This is a genomic window from Clostridium sp. Marseille-Q7071, assembly GCF_965112025.1.
Window position 1 is genome coordinate 3,246,925 of record NZ_CBCOPR010000001.1, and the last position, 25,181, is coordinate 3,272,105.

At 29.9% G+C, this 25,181-nt stretch carries 27 protein-coding genes, 1 tRNA gene and 1 pseudogene; all 29 read right to left on the bottom strand.

The window, feature by feature from the left end:
• Positions 1 to 16: 16 nt before the first annotated feature.
• Complete coding sequence (locus ACWPW7_RS15375; RefSeq protein WP_454054220.1) at positions 17 to 796, bottom strand: GNAT family N-acetyltransferase; 780 nt, start codon at positions 794 to 796, stop codon at positions 17 to 19.
• 431 nt (positions 797 to 1,227) lie between these two features.
• Positions 1,228 to 1,593, bottom strand: coding sequence for a hypothetical protein (locus ACWPW7_RS15380; protein ID WP_454054221.1), 366 nt, complete (start codon positions 1,591 to 1,593; stop codon positions 1,228 to 1,230).
• 348 nt (positions 1,594 to 1,941) lie between these two features.
• Positions 1,942 to 2,493: a hypothetical protein gene (locus ACWPW7_RS15385; protein WP_454054222.1), complete on the bottom strand. Its 552-nt coding sequence runs from the start codon at positions 2,491 to 2,493 to the stop codon at positions 1,942 to 1,944.
• A 513-nt stretch (positions 2,494 to 3,006) separates the two neighbouring features.
• Complete coding sequence (locus ACWPW7_RS15390; RefSeq protein WP_454054223.1) at positions 3,007 to 3,576, bottom strand: DUF6144 family protein; 570 nt, start codon at positions 3,574 to 3,576, stop codon at positions 3,007 to 3,009.
• A gap of 79 nt (positions 3,577 to 3,655) precedes the next feature.
• On the bottom strand, positions 3,656 to 4,141 hold the full coding sequence (locus ACWPW7_RS15395; protein ID WP_454054224.1) for a hypothetical protein: 486 nt from the start codon (positions 4,139 to 4,141) through the stop codon (positions 3,656 to 3,658).
• A 523-nt stretch (positions 4,142 to 4,664) separates the two neighbouring features.
• A tRNA-Glu gene (locus ACWPW7_RS15400) sits at positions 4,665 to 4,739 on the bottom strand.
• A 329-nt stretch (positions 4,740 to 5,068) separates the two neighbouring features.
• Positions 5,069 to 5,296: a catalase-related domain-containing protein gene (locus ACWPW7_RS15405; protein WP_454055521.1), complete on the bottom strand. Its 228-nt coding sequence runs from the start codon at positions 5,294 to 5,296 to the stop codon at positions 5,069 to 5,071.
• A 60-nt stretch (positions 5,297 to 5,356) separates the two neighbouring features.
• A pseudogene (locus ACWPW7_RS15410) lies at positions 5,357 to 5,560 on the bottom strand (catalase); the annotation flags it as partial.
• 98 nt (positions 5,561 to 5,658) lie between these two features.
• Positions 5,659 to 6,522 (bottom strand): catalase, encoded by an 864-nt coding sequence (locus ACWPW7_RS15415; protein ID WP_454054225.1) that lies wholly within the window; start codon positions 6,520 to 6,522, stop codon positions 5,659 to 5,661.
• 100 nt (positions 6,523 to 6,622) lie between these two features.
• Entirely contained in the window at positions 6,623 to 7,195 is a 573-nt protein-coding gene (locus ACWPW7_RS15420; RefSeq protein WP_454054226.1) for a GDSL-type esterase/lipase family protein, read from the bottom strand.
• A gap of 257 nt (positions 7,196 to 7,452) precedes the next feature.
• A complete protein-coding gene (locus ACWPW7_RS15425; RefSeq protein ID WP_454054227.1) occupies positions 7,453 to 8,238 on the bottom strand; it encodes a sirohydrochlorin cobaltochelatase in 786 nt (261 codons plus the stop codon).
• Between the two features lie 103 nt (positions 8,239 to 8,341).
• On the bottom strand, positions 8,342 to 8,845 hold the full coding sequence (locus ACWPW7_RS15430; protein ID WP_291562228.1) for an ECF transporter S component: 504 nt from the start codon (positions 8,843 to 8,845) through the stop codon (positions 8,342 to 8,344).
• Positions 8,846 to 8,971: 126 nt separating this feature from the next.
• A complete protein-coding gene (locus ACWPW7_RS15435) occupies positions 8,972 to 9,742 on the bottom strand; it encodes a cobalt-precorrin-6A reductase (RefSeq protein ID WP_454054228.1) in 771 nt (256 codons plus the stop codon).
• 12 nt (positions 9,743 to 9,754) lie between these two features.
• Positions 9,755 to 10,471 carry a precorrin-3B C(17)-methyltransferase gene (gene cobJ / locus ACWPW7_RS15440; RefSeq protein ID WP_454054229.1) on the bottom strand — a complete coding sequence of 239 codons (717 nt, stop codon included), beginning with the start codon at positions 10,469 to 10,471 and terminating at the stop codon, positions 9,755 to 9,757.
• 16 nt (positions 10,472 to 10,487) lie between these two features.
• On the bottom strand, positions 10,488 to 11,504 hold the full coding sequence (gene cbiG / locus ACWPW7_RS15445; RefSeq protein WP_454054230.1) for a cobalt-precorrin 5A hydrolase: 1,017 nt from the start codon (positions 11,502 to 11,504) through the stop codon (positions 10,488 to 10,490).
• Entirely contained in the window at positions 11,464 to 12,240 is a 777-nt protein-coding gene (gene cobM / locus ACWPW7_RS15450) for a precorrin-4 C(11)-methyltransferase (protein ID WP_454054231.1), read from the bottom strand. Before cobM ends, cbiG begins: the two co-directional genes overlap by 41 nt.
• A 16-nt stretch (positions 12,241 to 12,256) precedes the next feature.
• On the bottom strand, positions 12,257 to 12,940 hold the full coding sequence (locus tag ACWPW7_RS15455) for a cobalt-factor II C(20)-methyltransferase (RefSeq protein ID WP_454054232.1): 684 nt from the start codon (positions 12,938 to 12,940) through the stop codon (positions 12,257 to 12,259).
• Positions 12,941 to 12,967: 27 nt separating this feature from the next.
• Positions 12,968 to 13,534, bottom strand: a complete 567-nt coding sequence (gene cbiT / locus ACWPW7_RS15460; RefSeq protein ID WP_454054233.1) for a precorrin-6Y C5,15-methyltransferase (decarboxylating) subunit CbiT — start codon at positions 13,532 to 13,534, stop codon at positions 12,968 to 12,970.
• A 14-nt stretch (positions 13,535 to 13,548) separates the two neighbouring features.
• Complete coding sequence (cbiE, locus tag ACWPW7_RS15465) at positions 13,549 to 14,151, bottom strand: precorrin-6y C5,15-methyltransferase (decarboxylating) subunit CbiE (RefSeq protein WP_454054234.1); 603 nt, start codon at positions 14,149 to 14,151, stop codon at positions 13,549 to 13,551.
• A gap of 2 nt (positions 14,152 to 14,153) precedes the next feature.
• Positions 14,154 to 15,251: a cobalt-precorrin-5B (C(1))-methyltransferase CbiD gene (gene cbiD, locus ACWPW7_RS15470; protein ID WP_454055522.1), complete on the bottom strand. Its 1,098-nt coding sequence runs from the start codon at positions 15,249 to 15,251 to the stop codon at positions 14,154 to 14,156.
• A gap of 22 nt (positions 15,252 to 15,273) precedes the next feature.
• Complete coding sequence (locus ACWPW7_RS15475; protein ID WP_291562199.1) at positions 15,274 to 15,900, bottom strand: precorrin-8X methylmutase; 627 nt, start codon at positions 15,898 to 15,900, stop codon at positions 15,274 to 15,276.
• A gap of 252 nt (positions 15,901 to 16,152) precedes the next feature.
• On the bottom strand, positions 16,153 to 17,484 hold the full coding sequence (locus ACWPW7_RS15480) for a cobyrinate a,c-diamide synthase (RefSeq protein ID WP_454054235.1): 1,332 nt from the start codon (positions 17,482 to 17,484) through the stop codon (positions 16,153 to 16,155).
• 21 nt (positions 17,485 to 17,505) lie between these two features.
• Positions 17,506 to 18,474 carry a porphobilinogen synthase gene (hemB, locus tag ACWPW7_RS15485; RefSeq protein ID WP_291562194.1) on the bottom strand — a complete coding sequence of 323 codons (969 nt, stop codon included), beginning with the start codon at positions 18,472 to 18,474 and terminating at the stop codon, positions 17,506 to 17,508.
• Between the two features lie 20 nt (positions 18,475 to 18,494).
• Entirely contained in the window at positions 18,495 to 19,964 is a 1,470-nt protein-coding gene (gene cobA, locus ACWPW7_RS15490; protein ID WP_454054236.1) for a uroporphyrinogen-III C-methyltransferase, read from the bottom strand.
• 8 nt (positions 19,965 to 19,972) lie between these two features.
• Positions 19,973 to 20,845: a hydroxymethylbilane synthase gene (gene hemC, locus ACWPW7_RS15495; protein WP_454055523.1), complete on the bottom strand. Its 873-nt coding sequence runs from the start codon at positions 20,843 to 20,845 to the stop codon at positions 19,973 to 19,975.
• Complete coding sequence (locus ACWPW7_RS15500; protein WP_454054237.1) at positions 20,814 to 21,458, bottom strand: NAD(P)-dependent oxidoreductase; 645 nt, start codon at positions 21,456 to 21,458, stop codon at positions 20,814 to 20,816. The genes hemC and ACWPW7_RS15500 overlap by 32 nt, the downstream gene beginning before the upstream one ends.
• Positions 21,459 to 21,482: 24 nt before the next feature.
• Positions 21,483 to 22,592 carry a pyridoxal phosphate-dependent aminotransferase gene (locus ACWPW7_RS15505; RefSeq protein ID WP_454055524.1) on the bottom strand — a complete coding sequence of 370 codons (1,110 nt, stop codon included), beginning with the start codon at positions 22,590 to 22,592 and terminating at the stop codon, positions 21,483 to 21,485.
• A gap of 25 nt (positions 22,593 to 22,617) precedes the next feature.
• Positions 22,618 to 23,580: an adenosylcobinamide-phosphate synthase CbiB gene (cbiB, locus tag ACWPW7_RS15510; RefSeq protein WP_454054238.1), complete on the bottom strand. Its 963-nt coding sequence runs from the start codon at positions 23,578 to 23,580 to the stop codon at positions 22,618 to 22,620.
• Between the two features lie 15 nt (positions 23,581 to 23,595).
• Entirely contained in the window at positions 23,596 to 25,098 is a 1,503-nt protein-coding gene (locus tag ACWPW7_RS15515) for a cobyric acid synthase (protein WP_454054239.1), read from the bottom strand.
• Between the last annotated feature and the right edge of the window lie 83 nt (positions 25,099 to 25,181).

A 25,181-nucleotide genomic window follows, 5' to 3' on the forward strand; every position in this document is an offset into this window, starting at 1 on the left:
AATCAATCAGATATCTTTAACTAATTGAATATACATAATATTCCTTATCAAAATGATACCCTAATTTCTCAGCAAGTGCCACAGACTCTACATTGGAGGCATCCCACTTAGGATATATATTTTTATCTAAACACTCCAATATAACCTTTGACGCACAGGCTAATGCTAGTCCCCTTTTTCTATATTTTCTTTTGGTTCCAATGGTGATGTCAATAATACCATTACAATAACTATATGAAGATGCTCCTGAAATTATTTCATCTTCATGAATAATTATATATCCAATTCCATTGTCCTCAAAATCATCTAGGGATGAGAAATTTGAGCAACAATCTGCCATAAAATCATCTTCTAATACCTTGTTATAATTAGTTGCATCTATTTTCTCAATCCAAAATTCTTGTTCAATATTCTTAATAAACCTCTTAAGTTTTTCTCCGTCAAAAACATCTGTTTCTTTTTTTATTGCATATCTAATACTTTTCTTATGATTAGTTGCAAAATGCTTTTCTATAAATATATCCCAATACTTATCATAATTAACAATCAGTTTACCCTTATATTGTTCAAGAATATGCTTTATATAACTTTCTTCTTCTTTCTTCTCATTGATACCTAGTAAAAAACAAAAGTCTGCAACTAAAACTATTGCAGTTGATGGATTTTCTTTATTATCTACCCAAGCTACTCCCTCCATCTTTCCTTCAACTAAAGCCCGTAGTTCAACATCTCTATCTCTGCATTCCTTGATTAGCGGAATAATAGAAGTCATTTCTTGTTTTGTTAATTCTATCATAAAATCTCCTTCTCAATTTGCTTTTAAATTAGTTAGCATTTATTTAAACTAATTAGTTCGTAAAATAAAATATTCACTCTTCACTCTAAATAATTAACTAATTCATAAATTCCTATTTATCTATATATCTTATACAAATAATTTTTACTTCGCATTTTATTTGTCCCTCCTACCATCACATTTGTTACTCGTGCACAACATCTTACTATTACAAATTAATTATAACATATATTGTAAATACCGTATTATTTAATTTTCAAAGAACATATTTTCATTTTAATTCGCCTTTTAATCAAATCACGACATAAAAAATACCGCAAATTCACTTATAAATACTGCGGTATTTTAATATATTATTTTATACTTATTTTTTTAAATTGAAATTTGTCTAGCTTAGAGTTATACTTATAATCTCACCGAAAAACTGGGAATTAACCTCTTTTACTAATTTCATCTGTTATTAATGATTTTGAAATATACATCGCTTTTATTATGTTCTTAAAGCGCTTGTGATGAGATGTACCCTCCTCAAATTTTAGCTGTGCTTTTTCACATTTGCTGATAACTGAAGATACTGGGCGTAGTGCTTCTATCAATTCTTCTTTTGTATATTTGTCCATAACATTTTCATCTGTTATTAATGATTTTGAAATATACAACGCTTTTATCCTGTTCTTAAGGAGTGTGTGCTGAGAGGTACCCTCCTCAAATTTTGGCTGTATTTTTTCACACTTACTGATAGTTGAGGATACAACTTGTAGTGCTTCTATCAATTCTTCTTTTGTATATTTGTCCATAGCATTTCACCTCAAATTCATAATTTATCTAGCTTGTATTATAATACAATTATTCTTAACCGAAAATAGCTCACTGACAAATTCTTATTTATCTATATGTCTTATAAAAATAATTTTTACTTAAAATTATTTTACTATTACAAATCAATTATAACATATTTTATAAATACCACATTATTCAATTTTCAAAGAACATATTTCAATTTTAATTCATCTTATATTTGTATTGCGACATAAAAAATACCGCAATTTCATTTCTGAATAATACGGTGTTTTAGTAAATTATTCGTTTTTTCAGTTATGACGTTAAACGAAAAGATAACGTACTCTCCTTAACAAATATGAAATTTATTTTAATGGGTAAATTATTTCCCATTTGCTTTCTTGCAAGTTTTTATAATAATAGTAATTATGTTCTGCCCCTACTGTGCAAAGAACTCTTTTACCCTCATTCCCATCTAATGCATTTTTTATTCTTTCAACCATAATTTGATTTCTACGTATCCAACATACTTTATGCATATCAGGATTTACGTTATTCAGAAAATCTTCTTTTTTCTCTACAATATCATTAAACTCTAATGAATTAAATGATATTTTACTATTTTTAGCACTTTCCATAACCTCAGCCATTAATGAATCGAGTTGTTGTTCTAAAGTAGTAAGTTCAGCATCTGATTTTCCTTGAAAGTAATCATGACCTACCAAGTCATCTAGAAACCAATCAAAAGGTATAAATTTAATACCTTTCTTCTCGCATAAAGGTATTATTAGTTTTCTATATTCATTTGGACCTAGATAGCCTTCATATTCATTATTTGAACAATATTTTTCCCAATCTTCCGGTCGCACTTCTCCACAAATAATATCTGGTTTAAACTCTTCTATAAGTTCCTCCATTTTTTTATGGTAATTATATTATAATTTATATAATCTCATATAGTTATTTCTAACACCGCATTATCCAGTTTTTAAAGAGCATTTTTTGTATCTTAAACTTCAGTAGTTACTTAATAAAATAATTAAATTGCAAACTAACTCGTCCCTGTTCTTTTAGGACAACATTGAGGACTTGTTCTTAACTCACTTGAAAAAATCTCCAAATATTTTCCTTTGTTAAACTTACAAATATGTTTATTTTTTAGGTATGAAGTCTTAATACTTCCACTGCTCTCTACCATTACAGAAGTGTATTTATAATGCTCACATTCCTTTCATTTTGGCACTTTTGTGCTCATATTTCACTCATAATTTTCCATTTTTTTAAAAAGTGATAACTATGCTTGTTAAGTATCCTTCATAATATATTTGAATTGTGACATAAAAAACACCGTATATTCAGTTTTGAATAGTACGGTATTGATGGTTAACTTAATATTTAATTTTGCTTTCGTAATATAAGAAAACTGTGAACTAACGATTATACTCGTTTTGCGAATCTAAAATTGTAATTCTGAATGAACAATCTGTTCCACCGCAGCAAATGCCTTGCAGCAATTTCGACTCAATTGCTTTATCACACAGATAGTTGAACTGCAATTTGTTGTTTGCATTACAACATTCGCACCATGAACACGAGATCTTTTTATAGTTTTCTATTTTTCGAAACATTCCACAGACGCATTTTTTATTTCCCCATGAAAAGGTATATACATTTTTACCACATGAGGAAAATGAACCGCCAAGATATTCGCTGTATGCCTTTATTCTATCAGCAATATTTTCGAAGCTCTCCTTGATTTCTTGCATTTTCTGTTTATCTGCTTTCGGAATATTGCAAGGATGCCGTTGCCGGATCTTAATAATGGTATCGTGATCCAGTGAATTATCAAGTCTATCCATCAATATGTGTGCAAGCTCAACTTGATCTTCCGCAGACATTTTATTGGGTAGTGTTGAATATTCCGGAAACAGCTCATTTGCCTTGTTTTCACCTACAATCTCCTTTATAGAGCGATAAATTTGATAAAACTTGAATATCATTTTCATGCCTCCTATTATATAAATAAATGATTCAGAATTTAAGACGATTATAAATTAAAGATTATCCTTATAATTTTTATTACAAGTTGGAGGTTGATTTTAATTTAATTGGTATAAATGTTTCCATTTGCGCCCATCCTTGTGCTTTTATAATCTCTGATGGTGTAATAATATGTCCCATAGCATAATGATTTTGACGGACATCCAGTTCGAAAATATTAGAATTCTTAATATATTCCAAGGCTTGATTATATAACTTACCATTTGTTTCTTCATCTCCATCTTTATAAACATAAGTTATATAGTACCCGCCTTCAAAATCAATGACTTCGTTGCCGCCATCATCCATATCCTCAGTCAATGCCCACCACCATACCATACCTTGTTTTTCTTCATCAAAGAACAAAAAATCTCTAGGCATAAAACTATCTCTTTTGGATGGATTAATTGCAGAAAAATACTTATCAAACTTTCCTAAAATACCATTAAAGGAAAAGTTGAATTCTTTATCTACCCCAGATGACGCTGCTTTGAATGGTGGCAATGATATTATCCTAAAATCCATAAGAATACCTCCTGTTATTTTTTAATCACTGATTCAAACACGCTGACTTTGCCCACATTATAACATATTTTCAAATACCATACTATTCAATTTTCAAAGATCATAATTTATTAATTAGTTCGTCAAATAATCAATTTACGTCATTAAATAAAATAATAATATCTAAAAAATAATATTGTATAACTTTATAAATAATATAAATTGTCTATAATTTCTCAAATTTAATAGTTAATTTCCTTTGTAGCATGTTTTTCATCTATTCTATTATTTATGATGTCGTAGGGGTGAACAATGTTCGCCAGTTTTCTTTTTTATCTCTTGTATCATCGGCTTGAATCATCATAGTTATATCAATACTCTTAAGTATTTTTTATTAAAATCTTAAGTTGATATTTAGCGAACACTGTTCGCCGCTACAAAGATATTTCTCCTTCTAAACATATATAGTTATATAAAATACCATAACTTAGGAAAATAAAAAAATAAGATGGTTAACATTTCTGTTAACCATCTTATTTCAACATGGTGACTCCTAGGGGAATCGAACCCCTGATACCACCGTGAGAGGGTGGTGTCTTAACCGCTTGACCAAGGAGCCATATATATTTAAAATTATTTTATAAGTGATATTATAATCTCTACAGTCCATATATTACTCGCAAATAATCAATATGTAAATATATTATTATATTTTTCTATTGATGATACTACAACTATAGAAAAGTGGCCATTTTAATTTATCTTTAAGTTTAAGTGACCACTTTATTTAAACAGTATCTGATATTTCACATTCTACACTTTATAAATATTAATATTTTTTATAAAAATTATAAAAGAAATTAAGTCAACCTTAATTATGCATTTTATCTTGCAAGTTAAATACACCACAATACTAACTAGCAATTTTAAAATATAACTTATCTATAATTATTTAATTTTAAGACCTCTTCTTACTCTCTCTCCATATTCTCTATCTGCTTTAGTAAAATACTCTATAACTTTTAATTGAATTTTTTCCTCTACACTCCATAAATCATTTACTAAATTATCTATTAAATGATCTTTTTCTTCTTTATCATAGGAACGATATTTTTCTCCTGCTTGTTGGAAATCGTTTGTTAGCTTTATTTTTTTCTTTTCAATATTGCCACATATATATTGTGGCTTTGATGGTGATGATGGTGCTTCTCTAGGTTCTCCGCAATTTAACGTATTTGGTTCATAGTTAACTTTTCCACAATTTGCGAAGTATCTCATATCTCCATCTTGTTGATTATTTATAACTGGGACTTGAGGTCTATTTATTGGTAATTGAGCAAAATTAGCACCTATTCTATGACGTTGAGTATCAGAATATGAAAATAATCTTCCTTGCAAAAGTTTATCTGCAGAAACTTCAATACCATCTATTAAATTTGCAGGACAAAAGCTGCTTGCTCAACTTCAGCAAAAAGTTTTTAGGTGCTGTAGTTAAGGTAAGTTTTCCCACTTTTATAAGTGGGAATGCCTTTTCAGAGTCAAGTTTTTGTAGCATCTAAAGGGTCAAATTCTTGTTTAAATTCATCTTCAACATCCATAATTTGTACAAATAGTTCATAATCAACGGTTTTTCCTCTATTAAGAGTATCATATAAATCTCTTGTTGCCACATCTGGATCTAATCCTGCCAATATTTCAGATTCCTGTCTTGTTATAGTTTTAATTCCTAATGTAGGCTTCCAATGATATTTTACATAAGTCCTTTTTCCTTTTTCATTTAACCATATATAAGTATTTACGCCGAAGCCTTCCATGGTCCTATAGCTTTTAATTGTTCCTCTATCTGAGAAAATCCATGTAATCATATGGGTAGCTTCTGGTGTATTAGATATAAAGTCCCAAAACCTATTTGGATCTGGTATATTAGTGTCTGGTGAAGGTTTAAAAGCATGAATCATATCTGGAAATTTCATGGCATCTCTTATAAAAAATATTGGTAAGTTGTTTCCTACTAAATCATAGTTCCCCTGTTCTGTATAAAATTTTACAGCAAATCCTCTTGGATCACGTAAGGTATCTGCAGAACCTTTTGAACCTATAACTGTAGAAAAACGGACAAACACCGGTATTTGTTTATTTATCTCATTAAGAAATTTAGCCCTTGTATATCTTCTCATAGAATTACAAAGTGTAAAATAACCATGAGCTCCGGCTCCTTTAGCATGTACCACCCTCTCTGGAATTCTCTCTCTATCAAAACCAGCTAACTTTTCAATTAACTCCACATCTTGAAGTAAAACAGGTCCTCTCTCTCCAACAGTTAATGAGCTTTGGTTATTGGTTATACCCACACCTTGATTTGTAGTTAGATATTCACTATTTTTCAAGTTCCTATCACTCATAAATCCCTCCAATAAATTCCATTAATATCATAACTATATTATATTAATAGATATGGAAAAGTATTATACCTTTTTTAAAATAGTGGTTTATTAATAAAACTTATACTTTAATTACATTAGCCACTACTTCAAATAGCAATTTATTTCCCTCTTCACTAAGGTGAATTCCATCAGTATACAAATGCCTATTGTCTTCTTTTTTATCAAAAACATCATTTAAATTTACAAAAGAAATATCTTCATTAGAGCAAAACTTACTAAGGATATCTCCAAACTGCTCTACTAAAGAGTTTACCTTAGTGTAGTCACAACAACTATCCCAACAATTTAAAGCTAAGTCCTCTATTGCTTTTGGTGGTGATAAAACTATTGGTATAATGTTATTTTCTATTGCTTCTTTCACCATTATATTTATATTTTTAAGAGAATTGTCTGGATTTCGATTGGCTAAAAAATCATTAGTTCCACCTAAAATAATAACAACATCTGGATTATTATAGACTACATCCTCCGTAAATCTATTAACCATACCAATGGTTGTATCTCCATTTACTCCTGCATTTATCACATTAACATTCTTTAACCTCTTCTTTAATAATTCAACCCAGCTACTTTTGCTATTAACTCCATATCCATATGTAAGACTATCTCCTATGCACACTATTGAATTCATATTATTTAAATCCCTCCCTTAATTTTCAATTTCCATTGGTAAAGGTAAGTAACTATTTCTAAAAGCTCTTAAATTTTATCTTTACTTTATAACAATATTTATATTTTTATTCCTTTGAAATAAAATTAATTATATTTTATAACTTATTCCGTAAATTATAATTTTCTCCTTGTAAATTTAAATAATTAAATATTAAATAAAGAATTATATAAATATAAAGACTCAATAACTTTATTTTAATTATTGAGTCTTTTATACTATTTCATTATATCTTCTAAATGGCTAACATATATATTTTGGAATTTATTATTTTCCCCTAATCCTTTAATGTAAGTGTCTATTTTAAAGCCTTCACCTTCTAATATGGATTTCCATGAATCTTCTTCATCAGATGCCATATCGTTTTGAGCATGGTCTCCAGCTACTAACATAAATGGCATTAAAGTTATTTCCTCTATATTTTTTGCCTTTAACTCTGGAATTATATGCTCTATTTCTGGATATCCTTCTACTGTTGCCATGTAGATATTTTCCAAATCCATTTTACGAGCAACGTATTCAAATTGGAAATAACATGAGTTTGCATGATGTTCAGTTCCATGTCCCATTAACACTACTGCTGAATTTTTATTTAATTCCGGAAGCTGAGCTTTTAAAGCTTCAACAGCCTCAAAATAATCTTCATTTTTATAAAGTAATGGTCTTCCAAGTTCTATTTTTCCAAAGACCTTTTCTTCTCTATATTGATCTATGGAAGATTTAATCTTATTATATTCTTCTCCATATATTATATGTAGTGGTTGAACATAAACCTCATTAAATCCTTCCTCACGCATCTTTAAAAGTGCTTCTCCTACTGTGTCTACGTGAAGATTATCTCTACTTTTAAGCTTCTTTATTATCATATTAGAAGTAAAAGCTCTTCTAATTTCAAACTCCTTAAAATTATTCCTTATAAAATTCTCTGTAGCTTCTATACAACTTTTAAGTGGATGTTCATAGCTTGTTCCAAAGCTTACAACTAATATGCCCTTTTTACTCATATGTTCATTCTCCTTAAAATTATATTTTAAAAATCTATTATTATAAACTCCTAGCAAACTGAGAATTAACTACAACCCTTGACTATATACATATCCCAAATTACTAATTAGTTTTATAATTCTCTGGTATAAATTTATTTACAATAAGTGCGATTATAATATTAAATGCAGCCACCATTGTTAAAACAGGTATCATACCTATCAAAACTTCATTTGGCATAAATGCCATAAATTTATTCAATATTAATAACATAAAAACGGATATAGGTCCATTAATTAAAGCTCCTACTATAGCAGAAGATATATTTGATATTAGTTCTCCTTTTTTTCTTAAAACCTTATAAGTTATTCCAAAGAAATACATAGTTAATGCCATATCTATACATATAACTAAGTGAACTGGTAATGACATTGGAAATCCACTGATAGTTGAAGTTATAAGATGACCTATTGCACCAACCACTGCTCCTGCTAAAGGTCCTAATATAATTGCTGATAAAAATCCTGGCATTGAATCAAATGCAACTGTTTGAAAAACTTTAATATTAGCCCCAATTGCACTTAATGCTATAAAAAGCCCTATTAAAACTATTTTTTTTACCTTCATAAATACCTCCATCGTTAATATACAATTCACAGTTTCAAATGCACAATTATAAAGTTCTTCCTATACTTTTTATAAACAATTAGAGATAATTGTGCATTGTTTCAACTACCCTTGAAAAGAATTTTCTTAAATAAACTTCTTTTCAACTAAATAATTTAATAATCCTTTTTCATCACTAAAAGCTATTGGATAATTTATTCTCTTTCTACCTATAACAATTCCATAGATATTGCTTTCTATTATAGCTTCTAATTTTTCTAAAGTACCTCCTACTATGCCACTATCTTTAAGCAACATAGCTTTAACATCAAATTCATTTATAAAGCACAAATTAAGTTCTTTAGAAAAAGGTCCCTTCATCGCAATAATATCTTCTACCTTAACTCCTAACTCTTCACATTCTGAAAGTACCTTTAAGGTAGGTAATACTCTATGAATTATTCTATTATTTAAATTTAAATCTAATATTTTATTGATATTTCTACTTCCTGTAGTGTTTAATATAGTTCCATCTATATTTTTTAACACTTTGTCTAATTCCTCATAGCTTTCCACTTCCATTATATTAGGTGAATTTGTATATTTATCTACAATAGAGGCTCTTTCATATCTAATATAATTAATGTTTAAACTGTTACAAATTTCTAAAGCATTATAAGTTATTTCTACTGCGTAAGGATGAGATGCATCTATTAATAATTTTACACCATTGACCTTTAGCATTTCCTTAAGTTCATCTTTCGTTAGCGGCTTGTCATTTAAAATTTTGTACTTATAATTCTCTAACAGACTTCCACCATATGAACTAGCAACAGACAGTAATAAATCATCGGTATATTTGTTTAAATTTTCTACTATAACTTTTCCTTCGCTTGTTCCTAAAATTAATGCTATCACAATTGTCGCTCCTTATAATTTATATCCTCTTGGAGTTATAAATTTATTATCTTTCATAAAGCTATTACTATTTCCTATGATTACTATAGAGAACATATCCACTTTACTATCATCAAAGTTTTCTAATGTATATAGATGAACTTCTTGTCCTTCTCTTAATGCATGCTTAACTACTGCTACTGGCACATTTCCACTTCTAAATTCCTTTACAGTTTCAATAGCTTCTCTTAAGTAATGAGGTCTTCCATTACTTTTTGGATTGTAAAGAGATATGATAAAATCTCCTTCTGCTGCAAGACGAATTCTTTTCTTTATTAGTTCATATGGTGTTAATAAATCACTTAAACTAATGTTACAATTGTCATGCATTAATGGTGCACCAACTACAGAAGCTGCAGCACTTGAAGCTGTAACTCCTGGTACGATTTCAACTTCTTCACCTTCTGCCATTTGAAGTATAAGACCAGCCATTCCATAGATTCCAGCATCTCCTGTGCTTACAACTGCTACATCCTTATCTCTAGATAACTCTAATGCTTTTCTACATCTTTCTTCTTCTCCACGCATTCCAGTAGAAAATACTTCTTTATTTTCTATAAGAGGCTTAATCATTTCAAGATATTTAGTATATCCAACTACTATGTCACAATTTTCTATTACTTCTTTTGCTCTCACTGTCATATGGTCAAGTCCACCTGGTCCAATTCCAACTACGTATAATTTACCCATATTATTTCCTCCTACTTTATAACACTCCAATACTAAGTGTCATTCCATTTAATTTCATTTTGTTTTTTATGATTTTTCCTCCACTAAGCTCTACAGAAGGCTCACATACAGAGCCTATTCCTAGTGTTTTTCGTACAAAATCACTACCTTCATACTTATGTTCAATCTTCTTAATTTCTTCAATTGTGAATATCTCTAATTCACAGTTTAGTTTATCTTTAAGGGATAAAATTGCTTTTTCCTTTGCTTTAATTTCTACAGTAACAATTTTTTTAACACTTCGAAAATCAATATTGTTTTCTCTTAATGCCTGCATTACATTCTGCTCCATAGAATTTATATCATAATCTTTTCTACAGCCAATACCAAGTACAATGTCCCTTCTTATAAGCTTTAAAGTTTTATGAGTAATATTCTCAACTTCTAACTTATGAGTTACATATACTGCTCCATCAGCTTGATTTTCCTCTTCAACATATCCTTTTGGTATGTTTATTAAAGATTTTCCATCTATAAAAGCAACTTTTTTTCCTTCTACTAAAAGTGCTGCTATATCTTTAGCATCTTTCAGATTGTCAATAATTAAATTATTGTTTTTCGCCACCATATCCGGAGCTTCTATTTTTAATCCATCAGTAGCAGTAGTAATTATAGGAATACATTTAAGTATATAGCTTACTTCCTCTGTAAGAGTATTGGCTCCACCTAAGTGACCACTTAAAAGACTTATAGCATATTTTACTGAATTATCTACCACTACCACTGCTGGGTCCTTGTCTTTACTTTTAATAAAAGGTGCAATTCCTCTTACTGCAATTCCTGTGGAGCTGATAAATATAATTCCTTGAAAATTCTCCATAGCTTCACCACATATTTTATTCAAAGTTAAAGTTTTAACTTCGTCTTTAGTGTATATATGGCAACTATATTTATAATGGACTTCAAGGTTTTCTTTTAAAGATTTTGATATTTTATCTCCACTATTAGTAACACTAATTATTGCTATTTTCATCTTTTGCCTTTCTATACTCATGAGTGAAGCCTGCATCATATAATAAGCTTTTTTCATATTCACTATCTATGAAATCTCCTACTAATATTTGTGCAGTTTTTGTTATATTAGCTTCTTTAACTTTTTCTGCAATATCATCTAATGTTCCAATAACATATTTCTCATCACCCCAAGTAGCTCTTTGTATTACAGCTACAGGTACATTTCTTCCATAACCACGTCTTAACTTTTCAGTTACTTTATCAATCATACCAACAGATAGGAATAATGCCATTGATGCACCTATACTAGCAAGCCTTTCTAAGTCTTCCTTTTCAGGAACTGGTGTTCTTCCTTCCATTCTAGTAAGTATTACTGTTTGAGAAACACTTGGCAGAGTAAATTCTTTCTTTATGCTTGCTGCTGCTGCAGTAAAGGAACTAACTCCCGGAATTACTTTATAACCTATGTTTAATTTATCAAGCTCATCCATTTGTTCTTTAATTGCTCCATAAATAGCAGGATCTCCAGTATGAAGCCTAACAATCTTTTTATCTTCACTATGGGCTCTTTTTATTACTGCAATAACTTCATCTAAAGTCATTGAAGCTGAATTATGTATTTCTACATCCTTTTTACAATATTCAAAATGTGCAGGACTAACTAGTGAACCAGCAAAAATTATTACATCTGCTTCTTCTAATATTTTTCTTCCCTTTACTGTTATTAAATCTGGGTCTCCTGGACCAGCACCTATAAAATAAACTATATTTTCCATATTTATTTCCTCCATACTATATCTCGCTATTTCTATGAGCAATTATTAATGACATATAATCTTTTTCATTTAAAATTTCTTCTCTAGTAGACAGTACTTTTTCACCTTCTCTATATGCTCTTTGAACACATACATAGTCAAAGCCTCTTTCATCTAAGAAATCTAATACTTTTTCTTCTTGGTTGTAGAATTTCATAATAACCACATATTTTTCATCTTTTATAGAATCAATTCTACTTCCTGGAACTATTAATAATGGTTCATCTCCTATTACCAATATTCTATCTGCAATACTTGCACTGGCACAGAAAGAAGTTATTCCTGGAACAGTTTCAGTTTTATAATTTTGTTCTTTTATGTATTTTAATAAATATATATACGTACTATAAACAAAGGCATCTCCTATAGTTAAAAATGCAACATCCTTACCATCTTTTAAATATTCTTCTATGGTTTTAAATGCATCATAAACCTTTTCTTCTTTATCTGGTTTTCCCATTGGGAAATGACTAATAATCACTTCTTGGTTATCCTTTATAAAGTTTTTTGCTGTTTCATATGCGATACTAACTCCGCCAGCTTTTGCACTTGGTGCTATAATAACATCACAATTCTCTATTACTCTTACAGCCTTTAAAGTAAGTAGTTCTTCTCCTCCTGGTCCAACTCCAACGCCATATAAAGTTCCATGTTTCTTCATATATTTAAATCCTCCGTTAATTTCAAATTAGCTAATCTTTTCGCCACAAATTATGAATATAGGGTTATTTGCCATGAGCATGCAACTATTTCCTCTTCCTCTTGCTACTGCTATTTGGCTTACCTCAACTTTATATCCATTTTCTTTTAAAGCTTCCATTGCCTTATATAAATTACTTATAGTAATAAAATTCAACACCATTTTTCCCTGTGGTTTAAGCATTTTTCCATATTCATAGATTATCTTATCTATATTTCCACCGCTGCCACCGATAAAAATTCCATCAAATTCTCCCTTTATGTTATTTATTGCCTCATAGGCTTCACTTTCCACTAAAGTTACATTATTTGCTTCAAATTTTTCTATATTCTTTTTAATAACTTCTATTGCTTCTTCATCCATTTCTACTGCAACAACTTCACCACTATTACAAATTTTACTCATTTGTATAGTAACAGAGCCTGTACCTGCACCTATATCAAGAACTCTTGAGTTTTCTTCTAGTTCTAATTTGGATAGGCTTAAAATTCTTATTTCTTCTTTAGTCATTGGACAATTTCCACGAATAAATTCTTCATCTTTAATAAATTTCATTTACTTCAACTCCATTACTTTAGCTTTATGTACATAACTGCTAGCTTTCCAAAGTTATATTTCATAAGTTCTTCTGGCATTCCGAAGGATATTATTTCATCTTCATAGGAAAGATTTTCTCCAACATAAACTTCACAATTTATGTTATTTTCATAAAGAATTCTGCAAAGCTCACTTGGTGAATTCTTATTATCTGTCAAAAATATTACCTGTGAGTATTTAGAAATATTTCCTAAAAAGTCTTCTTCTCTTCCATGCATACTTCCTAAATGAACATTATGCCATGACTGATTCAACTTACCCATAAAGTATTGAAAAGAACTTATTCCTGGTATGACTTTTATTTCACCATCATAATTTTTCTTTATATATTCGGTAATACCATAAAAGCCAGGATCTCCAGAAGCTATTATAGATATGTTTTTATCTTTATTCTCACTAATATAATCTACAATTGATACTATACTTTTAAATTCAAGTTTAGGAGTTTTTATATGGTCTATGCTTTTAATAGCTCTTCCAAATCCTACTACTATATCAGAGCTTTCCATAGTTTTATCAGCTATAGGAAGAATATAATCTTTATGTCCAGGTCCAAGCCCTATAATATAAACCATAATTATCTCTCCTTTTCTTCTAAGGAATTATAAAGTATTCCTCTCTTCATAGAATACATAATTGCATCTACTTCTAACTGGTCATAGCTATAAATTTTAATTCTATTTATAACCTTTTGACCTATATTTTCATAAAGTTTTTCGAAGCCATCACCTAAAAGCTCTACAGCACCTTCTGTGGTTTTTTCATTATAAATCTTTTTAACTAGTTCTAAGTCATAACCCATAAGTGCTAACTCTAATGCCAGTGTTTCAAGCCTTACATCACAAACTCTACTGTGAGTATTAAAAACTCCGCTAGCCACCTTGCAAAGCTTACCTATATGCCCTACTATTGTAATTTTCTTTATTCCTTTAGAAATTACAGAATCTAAGGCTATGCCTACATAATTAGAAATAATGACCATATCTTTTTCATTAAGTTTAAGCTTATTTGCCATATCTTCGCCCATATTTCCAAATAACAATATGAGTTCTTTGCTTCCACTTGCTACCTTTTGGCTTATCTCTAATTTTACTGATTCAGTTAAAGCTTCTTCTGACATTGGCATTACTATACCAGTAGTCCCCAGTATAGAAATCCCGCCTAATATGTTTAATCTAGGATTAAAAGTTTTTTTAGCAATTTCCTCACCTCGAGGAACAAATATAGTAATTTCTACTCCACAATCTTTAGGAAGCACTTCAGTTACTTCCTTTTCAATCATTTTTCTAGGTACAGGATTTATAGCTGGCTCTCCTTTTTTAATATAAAGTCCTTCTCCGCAAACTACTCCTACACCCTTACCACCCTTTAACGAGTATCCACTAACTTTTTTAGTGGCACGAGCAAATATTTTTATTCCGTTGGTAGCATCGATATCATCTCCGCCATCCTTTATTATTGCACACTCCACATACTCTTCTCCAAAGGTAATATCGTGAACCTCTAAGTTTAATTCTATTCCCTTAGGAGTATCTATTTTAACTTTATCTATTGGTGTTTTCTCTTTATCATAAAGCATCATTGTTGCTGCTTTAGAAGCTGCTGCTGCACAGGAACCAGTGGTATATCCACACCTCAATCTTTTTCCATTTGCTTCTACATATAAATCTAGCATATTTACACCTTCACTCTTAGTACTATCTTTCAACCATCATGTACATAATAGCATTCATAATTGCTGCTACCACTGTACTTCCACCTTTTCTTCCCCTAATCGTTATTGTTGGAATATTGTATTTTTCTAGTAGTTCTTTACTTTCTTTAGCTCCTACAAATCCTACAGGAGCACCTATAACAAATTTAGGTTTTGCTTTACCTTCTTCTACTAATTCTAATAATTTAAAAATTGCTGTAGGTGCATTTCCAAATACAAAGAATTCTACTCCTTCTTCAACAGCTTTTTCAACCCCAGCCATAGAACGAGTTATTTTCTTTTCCTTAGCAATAGCTCTTACATCTTCTCTTGCTACATAACACTCTACATTGCAATTAAGCTTTTTTAATGCTGGCTTACTCATTCCTGAAAGTGCCATATTAGTATCTGTGTATATAGTCACACCCTTAGATAATATGTCCTTAGCCTTTTCAATAGCATCTTCACTAAAATGAATTATGTTTTGATAATCAAAATCTGCAGTAGTATGTATTACTCTTTTAACTATTTGCAACTGTTTTTCATCAAAATTATGAGGTCCCATTTCCTCTCCAATTATTTCAAAGCTTCTAATCTCTATTCCCATTGGATCTTTTATATATTCTTTCATTCTACTTCATTCCTTTTCAAAGATTTTTTAGGCATATAAAGGAAAATAACAAGTCAAAAATGGTGGTATATTTGCATCATCTAGAATATAGATTCCTATGATAACATGGCTGTCATGATATTCTGACAAAGCACTATTATTAAAATAGTATAATATATTTACTTATTATTTTTTATAAATGCCTTAACTTTAACAAACTTTATATTGCTCCCCTAAGATGATTAACTTAATCTTAGTTTTTAAGGAATAATTTTATTTCAATAACTCTTTTAAAAAGTTTATATTGCCAAAAAAATGAATGTGTCCATAGGCACCTAAAGTATTATTTTTTACATATCCACAACTCCAGTTTTTAACAGAACCATCATAACTGTTCTTTGTGAGGTTGTATATATAATTTTCATCTAATTCTACCTTTGATTTATGAAATTCATGTGCATTGATTGACAAGTCTTTTAAAAGTGGACTTTTTTCATCTATATTAATAGCGCAATATCCAAAATTTTGAAGTCTTGTAGTCATAATACTTTTTCCTTTAAAGTAGCCAACAGTATTAAATTCTTTACCATCTAAAGTGCTTATTGACTCTGTTAAATACATAAGTCCTCCACACTCTGCATAGCATTTTAATCCATTATCTAATTCACTTTTTATAGATTTAAGCATTGATGTATTACTACTAAGTTTTTTAATAAAAACTTCTGGATACCCTCCTCCTAAGTATAAAAAGTCTATATTATCAGGTAATTTTTCATCATGTAATGGGCTAAAATATACAATTTCTCCTGCCTCTTTAAGAAGCTCTAGGTTTTCTGTATAATAAAAACTGAAAGCTTCGTCTTTAGCAACTGCTATTTTTAAATTTTTATTTTCTATATGAAAATCATCTTCATATTTCTTTACTTCGCTAAAAGTAGAAATTAATTCATCCATGTTTACATTGGATAAAATATGTTCGCTGCATTTGTTAATTTTATATTCTATATCTTCTACTTCACTACATTGAATAAGTCCTAAATGTCTTGACTCTAATGATATTTCCTCATCTTTAGGTATGTAACCATAGACTTTAATATTACAATGAGTTTCTATTATGAGCTTTAAAAGATTGTAATAGCTAGAAGATATATTGTTTAATATAACTCCCTTTACATTAGGCTTTTTTACCCATTCATCACAATAATCTAACAGCCCTTGAATTTCAGCTGCTAAAGTTGCACTTGCTGCTTTAGGACTTAGTATAAGAATTATGGGAAGCTCTAGAGTTTTTGCTACATGTGCTGTAGAAAACCTACTATCTATTCCTTTTCCATCAAAGAGCCCCATTACACCTTCTATTACAGCCATATCTCCATAACCTCTTGAAAATGCAGCCTTTACGCCTTCTTCTCCCATTAAAAATAAATCTAAATTTCTAGATGGCTTCTTAGTTATAGTGGAATGGAAAGCTGGATCTATATAGTCTGGTCCTACTTTATAGCCTTGCACATCAAAACCAAGTTTCATTAACGCTTTCATTATTCCAAGTGTAATGGTGGTTTTTCCTCCACCACTACAATTAGAAGATATAACTATACCTTTCATCTTTTCACATCTTTCTTTTTACTATTCTTCACTTAACCATTTACAAGCTTCAAGTGCATAGTATGTTATTATTAAGTTTGCACCTGCTCTTTTCATTGAAGTTAGCATTTCTAGTGCTGCTTCCTTTTCATTTAATAGTCCATTTTCTGAAGCACATTTTATCATTGCATATTCTCCACTTACGTTATAAGCTGCAATTGGAATATTAAAATTATCTGAAGCTGCTTTTATAATATCTAAATAGATCATGGCAGGTTTAACGATTATTATATCTGCGCCTTCTAAGATATCTTCTTCAATTTCTCTTAGTGCCTCTTTACCATTTGCCGGATCCATCTGATAAGTTTTTCTATCTCCAAATTGTGGCGTTGAATTTGCCGCTGCTCTAAATGGTCCATACATAGCTGAACAATATTTTGCACTATAAGCCATTATAGAAACATAGTCAAAGTTATTCTCATCTAAAATTTCTCTTATAGCTCCTATTCTTCCATCCATCATATCAGAAGGCGCTACCATATCTGCTCCTGCTTTAGCATGAGATAATGCTATTTTAGCTATAATCTCTACTGAAGCATCATTAAGTACTCTTCCATTTTCAACTATTCCGCAGTGTCCATGATCTGTATATTGGCACATGCAAACATCAGTTATTACAAATAGGTCTTTATCTAATTCTTTTATTTTTCTAATTGCCTTTTGAACAATTCCGTCTTCTGCAAAAGCAGAAGTTGCTATTTCATCTTTATGATCTGGTAATCCAAAAAGTATTACACCTTTTACTTTTGCAGCTTTAACTTCATTTATAACCTCATGTAATCTATCTATAGACCAATGATAAATTCCTTTTAAAGAAGAAATTTCTTCCTTAATATTTTCACCTTCAACTACGAATATAGGAAATATAAAATCATTTGGATTTAAAACTGTCTCTCTTACTAAGCTTCTTATAGCTGAATTTTCTCTTAATCTTCTATGTTGTGTTAACATAACTTCCACTCCCTTAATTCTTAGGACTTTGAATAAATTTCAATTAATTTATTTATCATTCCCTCATTACTACTCTCATCACATACAATATGCTCGATATTATGTTTGTTAAGTTCTACTGAAGTAATCGGTCCTATAGATACCACTGTTTTTTTCTTAATCTCTTCAATACCTACAAGCTTAATCATATTAGTTAAGGTACTTGGACTTGTAAATACAACGGCATCACAATCTACAAATCTGTTAAGCCCTACAGCTTCTCCCGTTTCTGTTTCATATATATGACATTCATCTACTATGCATCCTTTGCTTTCAAATGCTTCTGTTAAAAAAACTCTTGCATTCTTAGATCGTGGAAGAAGTATTTTGTCATTTTCTTTTATAAAACTTTCCATATGACTAAATAAATTTTCTGCTACATATTCTTGAGCACAAAGCTTTGGTATTACCCCATAACTTCTAATTGCACTATCACTAGCTGGTCCTATGGTTATAATTTGCGCTTTTATAGTTCTAACATCAATTTCTCTTTCTATTAAATATTCAAAGAAAACTCTCGCCGCATTAGCACTGGTTATAACAATGTAATCATATAATGATAATTTATCTAAATATGGTTCTAATTTTTCCGGTGTAGGCTTAATTTTTATAGAGTTTATTTCTGTAACTTCTGCTCCTAAATTTAGTAGCTTGGTTTTTATTTCTTTACTTTGCTCTTTAGTTCTTGTAATACATATATTTTTTCCAAAAAGAGGTCTTCTTTCAAACCAATTTAATTTATCATGGAACTGAACTACTTCGCCTACTACAATTATGCTAGGATTTGATAAATTGTTTTCTAGTGCTTTTTCTACAATATTACTTAATGTTCCTATAGCTTTTTTTTGTTTAGATGTAGTTCCTCTCATCACTACTGCTGCTGGAGTATCACCACTCATACCATTTTCCATCAAACTTTTAGTAATAGTCCCCAGCTTCTCAAAGCTCATAAGAAATATTAATGTTCCATTAAGCTCTGAAATAACTTTAAAGTTTAAGTCCATATTATCATTGCTTTTTCCTGTAAATATATGAAATCCTCTAGCTATTCCTCTATGAGTTACAGGGATTCCCGCATAATTTAGTACAGATATTGGAGAAGTTATTCCTGGCACTACTTCAAATTCTATGTTTTCTTCTAATAATCTAAGTGCTTCTTCTCCTCCTCTACCAAATATATAAGGATCTCCGCCCTTTACTCTTCCTACAATATGTCCTTTCTTAGCTAGCTCCACTATCATATCATTAATTTCATTTTGATTTTTATAATGGCATCCTGGTTCTTTTCCACAGTAATATATTTCTGCATTTCGATTTATATATTGTAAAAAACTTTCTCCGCATAATCTATCATACATAATAGCGGTACACTGTTTTAAAACATTTACTGCTCTCATTGTAATAAGTTCTTCATGTCCTGGTCCTGCACCTATTAAATATACTTTATTCATAATTCCTCCTAAGAATTTAAAATTAAAGAAGCAAGCTCTTCTCCTAGCTTAATATTTTTATTTACTGGTCCTGTTACTTCTTTTCTTACAAGGTTTCCATTAACTTCGTAAATACCAATCATATTGATTGTATTATCCTTTAACACCGCATAAGCTCCTATAGCAGCGTGGCAATCCCCTTTTAAAGCTGCCATAAAACTTCTTTCCGCTTCAACACAAACTCTAACCTCATAATCATCAAGAGCTGTAAAAACTTCTTTATCTTTACAACTTTCATGTATTTCAATTCCTAGTGCGCCTTGACCTATAGCAGGAATCATTTCATGAGGCTCAAAATAATCAGTTATTATCTCATCCATACCTAATCTTTTAAGTCCTGCTGCTGCTAGAATTATTCCATCTAAATTTTCTTTTTTTATTTTGTCAATTCTAGTTTGAACATTACCTCTTATAGGTACTATTTCTATATCTGGTCTTAAAATTTTTAATTGACTAGCTCTTCTATTACTACTAGTACCTACCTTAGCACCTTTTTTTAAATCTTTAAATTTTACTCCATTTATAGATACGAAGGCATCTCTTACATCTTCTCTAATAGGCATTGCTGCAACTATAAAACCTTCTGGCAATTCATAAGGCATATCCTTCATACTATGAACACCAGCTTCTGCGTGTCCATCTAATATAAGCTGCTCTAATTCCTTAATAAAAAGTCCTTTACCGCCTATTTTATCAAGTGTAACATCTAACCTTCTATCTCCTAAAGTATCTGTTAATACCTTTTCACATTTAATGTTATGAGCTTTATTTATAAGCTCCATTACAAACTCTGTCTGTACCTGTGCTAACTTACTCTTTCTCGTTGCTATCCTCAATTCTATTGCCTCCATAAAATAAATTTATAATTTTTTCACCGTATCCCTTATTAAAAATATATAGAAAATCCTCTGTAGATATGAAATTTAAAATTTCACTCTTTCTAACATGATTCTTTAGAGAATTTCTTAAATTTACTGAAAAATCTATATAACTATCGTATTTTTTTAGATGAGTTTCTAGATTATCCCTAATAAATAGTGAAGTTTTGGGACTAAATTTTTTTGTATGAATTGCAAAAACTGTACTTTTACTTTCTCCTACGGTAGGAGTTATACACATGCTTTCCTCTACATTAGAAGAATTTATATAAAATTTACAAAGTTCATCACAATCCATTTTAATATTACGATTTAAGAATTCATCATCAGTTGCAATGACCACTAGATGATATTTTACTAACACTTCCTTATTATAAGTAGTTTTTTCAATACTTAACTTTTCAAAATTCTGTAAAGATAGCACTTCTTTACATATATCTAATGCAATAACCTTAACCTCTGCTCCTTTAGTTAAAAAGGATTTACACTTTATATATCCTGCTTTTCCTCCACCAACTATAAGAACCTTAAGCTTATCACTTTTAATAGATAAAAAGCACTGCTCCAAATTTTTCATTTATCCACCTTCTCTAGCTAAGGGTTAAATATCCTTAATTTTTAATGGATCTATATTTTTTAAGTGCTCTATCAGCTTTTCATTAGAGCTTCTATCCTTTATTGCAAATCTAACAAACTTATCATCTAGTCCTCTGTAATTATTGCACTTTCTTATTATAATACATTTTTCTTCTAAGTAACTGTAAAGTTTATCACAGTTTATTCCCTTTAATTTGCAAAGAACATAATTTCCATAACTATTATGACACCTTTCAATTATGGAAATTTTATTTAGTTCATCTATCATATATTTTCTTTCTGTTTCAATCCACTTAAGAGAATCTCGTATATATGCTTCATCACTTAATGCATATTTAGCACTTAATTCAGCAAAGCAATTAATATTCCATGGATTTTGCATTGAAACTATATAATTAATTAATTCTTCATTTTTTGTTATTCCAAAACCTAATCTTACGCCAGGCAATCCATAAAATTTTGTTATCGCCTTAATGATAAATAAACATTTATATTTTTCTACTAAATTCAAAAGGCTATAGTTAAAGCTTCCTGTAAACTCGATAAAAGCTTCGTCTATTAGAACTATCTTATTATTTTCTTCACAAAAATCTAAAATACTTGTAAACTTTTCTTTATCTATAATTGAACCATTAGGATTATTAGGATTTCCAATTATAAGACCTTCACTATTATTTAATTTACTTAATATATCCTCATAGTCATAAGTAAAATCATCTTTTAAATATGAATAACTTACTTCTAAATTATATCTATGACTATTATCTTCATATTCTACAAAGGAAGGTACTACTATAGTTATAGACTTTAAATATCTAACAGCTAGATCTATTATTTCGGAAGCTCCGTTCCCTAATAAAATATTTTCATGAGTTAAATTAAACTCATTAGTTTCTCCTCCAAAATAATAACTACATTTATTTAAATAATTAATTATGTTATCCTTTAATGTTCTATATTTTATATCAGGATAAACTTGAAGCATTTCTATTCCTTCATTAATATTTTCAATAAATCCTTTAGGTACACCGAGAGGATTTATATTAGAACTAAAATCCAATAGTTTTCTTCCTTTTAATAATCCTTCACTATATATATCTCCACCATGCTTCAATTTCTTCACGTCCTAACTAGTTTTTTTAAATTACCACCAAAATTAATGATACAAGTACTAACAATATCTCACTTGAATACATAAGCTTTATACTTTGCTTTATATCTCTAGCTTCTAAGTTTTTAATTCTATCTCCAAGAGTTGGCTTATATACTATCTCTCCAAAATAAACATTTGTTCCACCAAGTTGAATTTTCATTGCACCTGCTGCTGCCGCCTCAGGATAAGCACAGTTTGGACTCTTATGATTTTTCCTATCTCTAATCATTATTCTAAAGCTATCTTCTATATTTCCACCTACAACAAAAGAAGTTAAGCACATTAAAATTCCTGTAAGTCTTGCAGGTATTAAATTGAACAAATCATCTACTTTAGCTGGGAAAAAACCAATATATTTGAACTTTTCATTCAAATATCCTAGCATTGAATCCATAGTATTAACGCCTTTATACATCATAGCTAGTGGAGCTCCTCCTAATATAGCGTAAAACATAGGAGCAATTATACCATCAGAAGCATTTTCTGCTACAGTTTCTATATCTGCTCTTATAATTTCATCTTCTTCAAGGCTAGCTGTATCTCTACCTACTATATAAGAAAGCTTTACCCTTGCATCCTTTATATCTCTTTTTTCTAAAGATTTATAAACTTCAATAGCCGCACCATGTAAACTTTTTGCTGCTAATGTAGTCCAAATTATAAAGATATTTAAACCATGAAATAAATATTCATTAATCAATGATAATTTTAATAAGGCATAAGGAATAGTATAAGTTACAAAACATACTATTAAAACAATTAATCCTCCACAGATTCTTAAGCCTTCATCACTTTTTTCACCTTTTCTAAAATAGTTTTCTAACTTAGCTATAAGCTTCCCAATATAGATAATTGGATGAGGAAGCCAAGCAGGATCCCCCAAAACGAAGTCTATAATCATAGCTATTAATACGTAAATAATGTTAGCTTTCAAATTAAAATTAAACATTATTTTATCTCCTAACTATCTTTTAATTCCCATGATTTTATATATTTCATCCATATCTAAAGTTTTTCTTACTAAATCTGCAAGTTTATCAAGTTCTTCTTCTCTTAAACTTTCATATGGTTTTGATTCTTTTAATTCTATACCCTTTTTACTTCTAAGCTTGTTAACTATAACTTCTCTAAAATCTGTTTTATCAAAAATTCCGTGGATATAAGATCCCATTATATTGCCATATTCATTAATAGCTCCATCATTATAATTTACTTCTTTTGTATTTTGAGTCTTTATATTAAATAGTGGATTGGCATTTTTACCGTATTTGCAAATCCCCATATGAATTTCATAACCGTATACAGATAATTTATCTCTATCAGTGGCGAAGACTTTATTATCAATTAAATCAGCTTCTACTCTAGTAGTTACCTTTTTCTGTTCAAAGACTGTCTCTATGTCTAAAAGTCCTAATCCTTCTATTTCTAATAGTTCTGTTTCTACACCATATGGATCTGTGATTTTCTTGCCTAACATTTGATATCCACCACAAATTCCTATTATTTCTCCATTTTTGCTATATTCTTTAATCTTATCAAAAAGTCCAGAAGTTTTAAGTGCATTTAAATCTTCAATGGTATTTTTACTTCCTGGTATAATTAATAAATCAGGATTTTTAAATTCTTCTACAGAAGTTATAAATCTTACTGAAACATCTTCTTCATTTTTAAGTGCATCTACATCAGTAAAATTTGAGATTCTAGGAAGTTTAATAACAGCTATATCAATTTTATTTGTTATCTTTTTATTTAATTCTACAGCTCCATCCTCATCTTCTAGAGCTAATGTACAATGTGGTACAACTCCTATACACTGTTTTTTAGATATATCCTCAAGCATGTCAATACCTGGCTTTAATATATCTACATCACCTCTAAATTTATTGATGATAGTTCCCTTTACTCTTTCTCTTTCTTCTTCCGTAAGAAGCATTAGTGTTCCTACTAATGAAGCAAAAACTCCACCTTTATCAATATCTCCAACTAAGACTACAGGCGCATCTACAAGTTCTGCCATTCCCATATTTACTATATCTCTATCTCGTAAATTTATTTCTGCTGGACTACCTGCACCTTCCATAACTATAATGTCAAATTGATTTTCTAACTCTTCAAATTGAGTTTTTAGCATATCTTTAAACTCTAATTTCATATTATGATATTCCATTGCTGTGCTATTTCCGTAAACCTCTCCGTTTACAATTATTTGACACTTCTTATCACTAGTTGGCTTTAATAGTATAGGATTCATGTATACTTCTGGCTCTAATCCACAAGCATAAGCTTGCAATACTTGCGCACGTCCCATCTCTTTACCATCTAAAGTTATGTATGAATTTAATGACATATTTTGTGATTTATATGGACATACCTTATATCCATCTTGTTTAAAAATTCTACATAGTGCTGTAACTAATATACTCTTGCCTACGGAAGATGCTGTTCCTTGCACCATTATCTTTGCCATATTAAAACTCCCTTTCAAATAAAAAAATAATAGAGGCAAACTCTCTAAGTTCACCTCTATTTGTATAAATAATCTGCAGAATG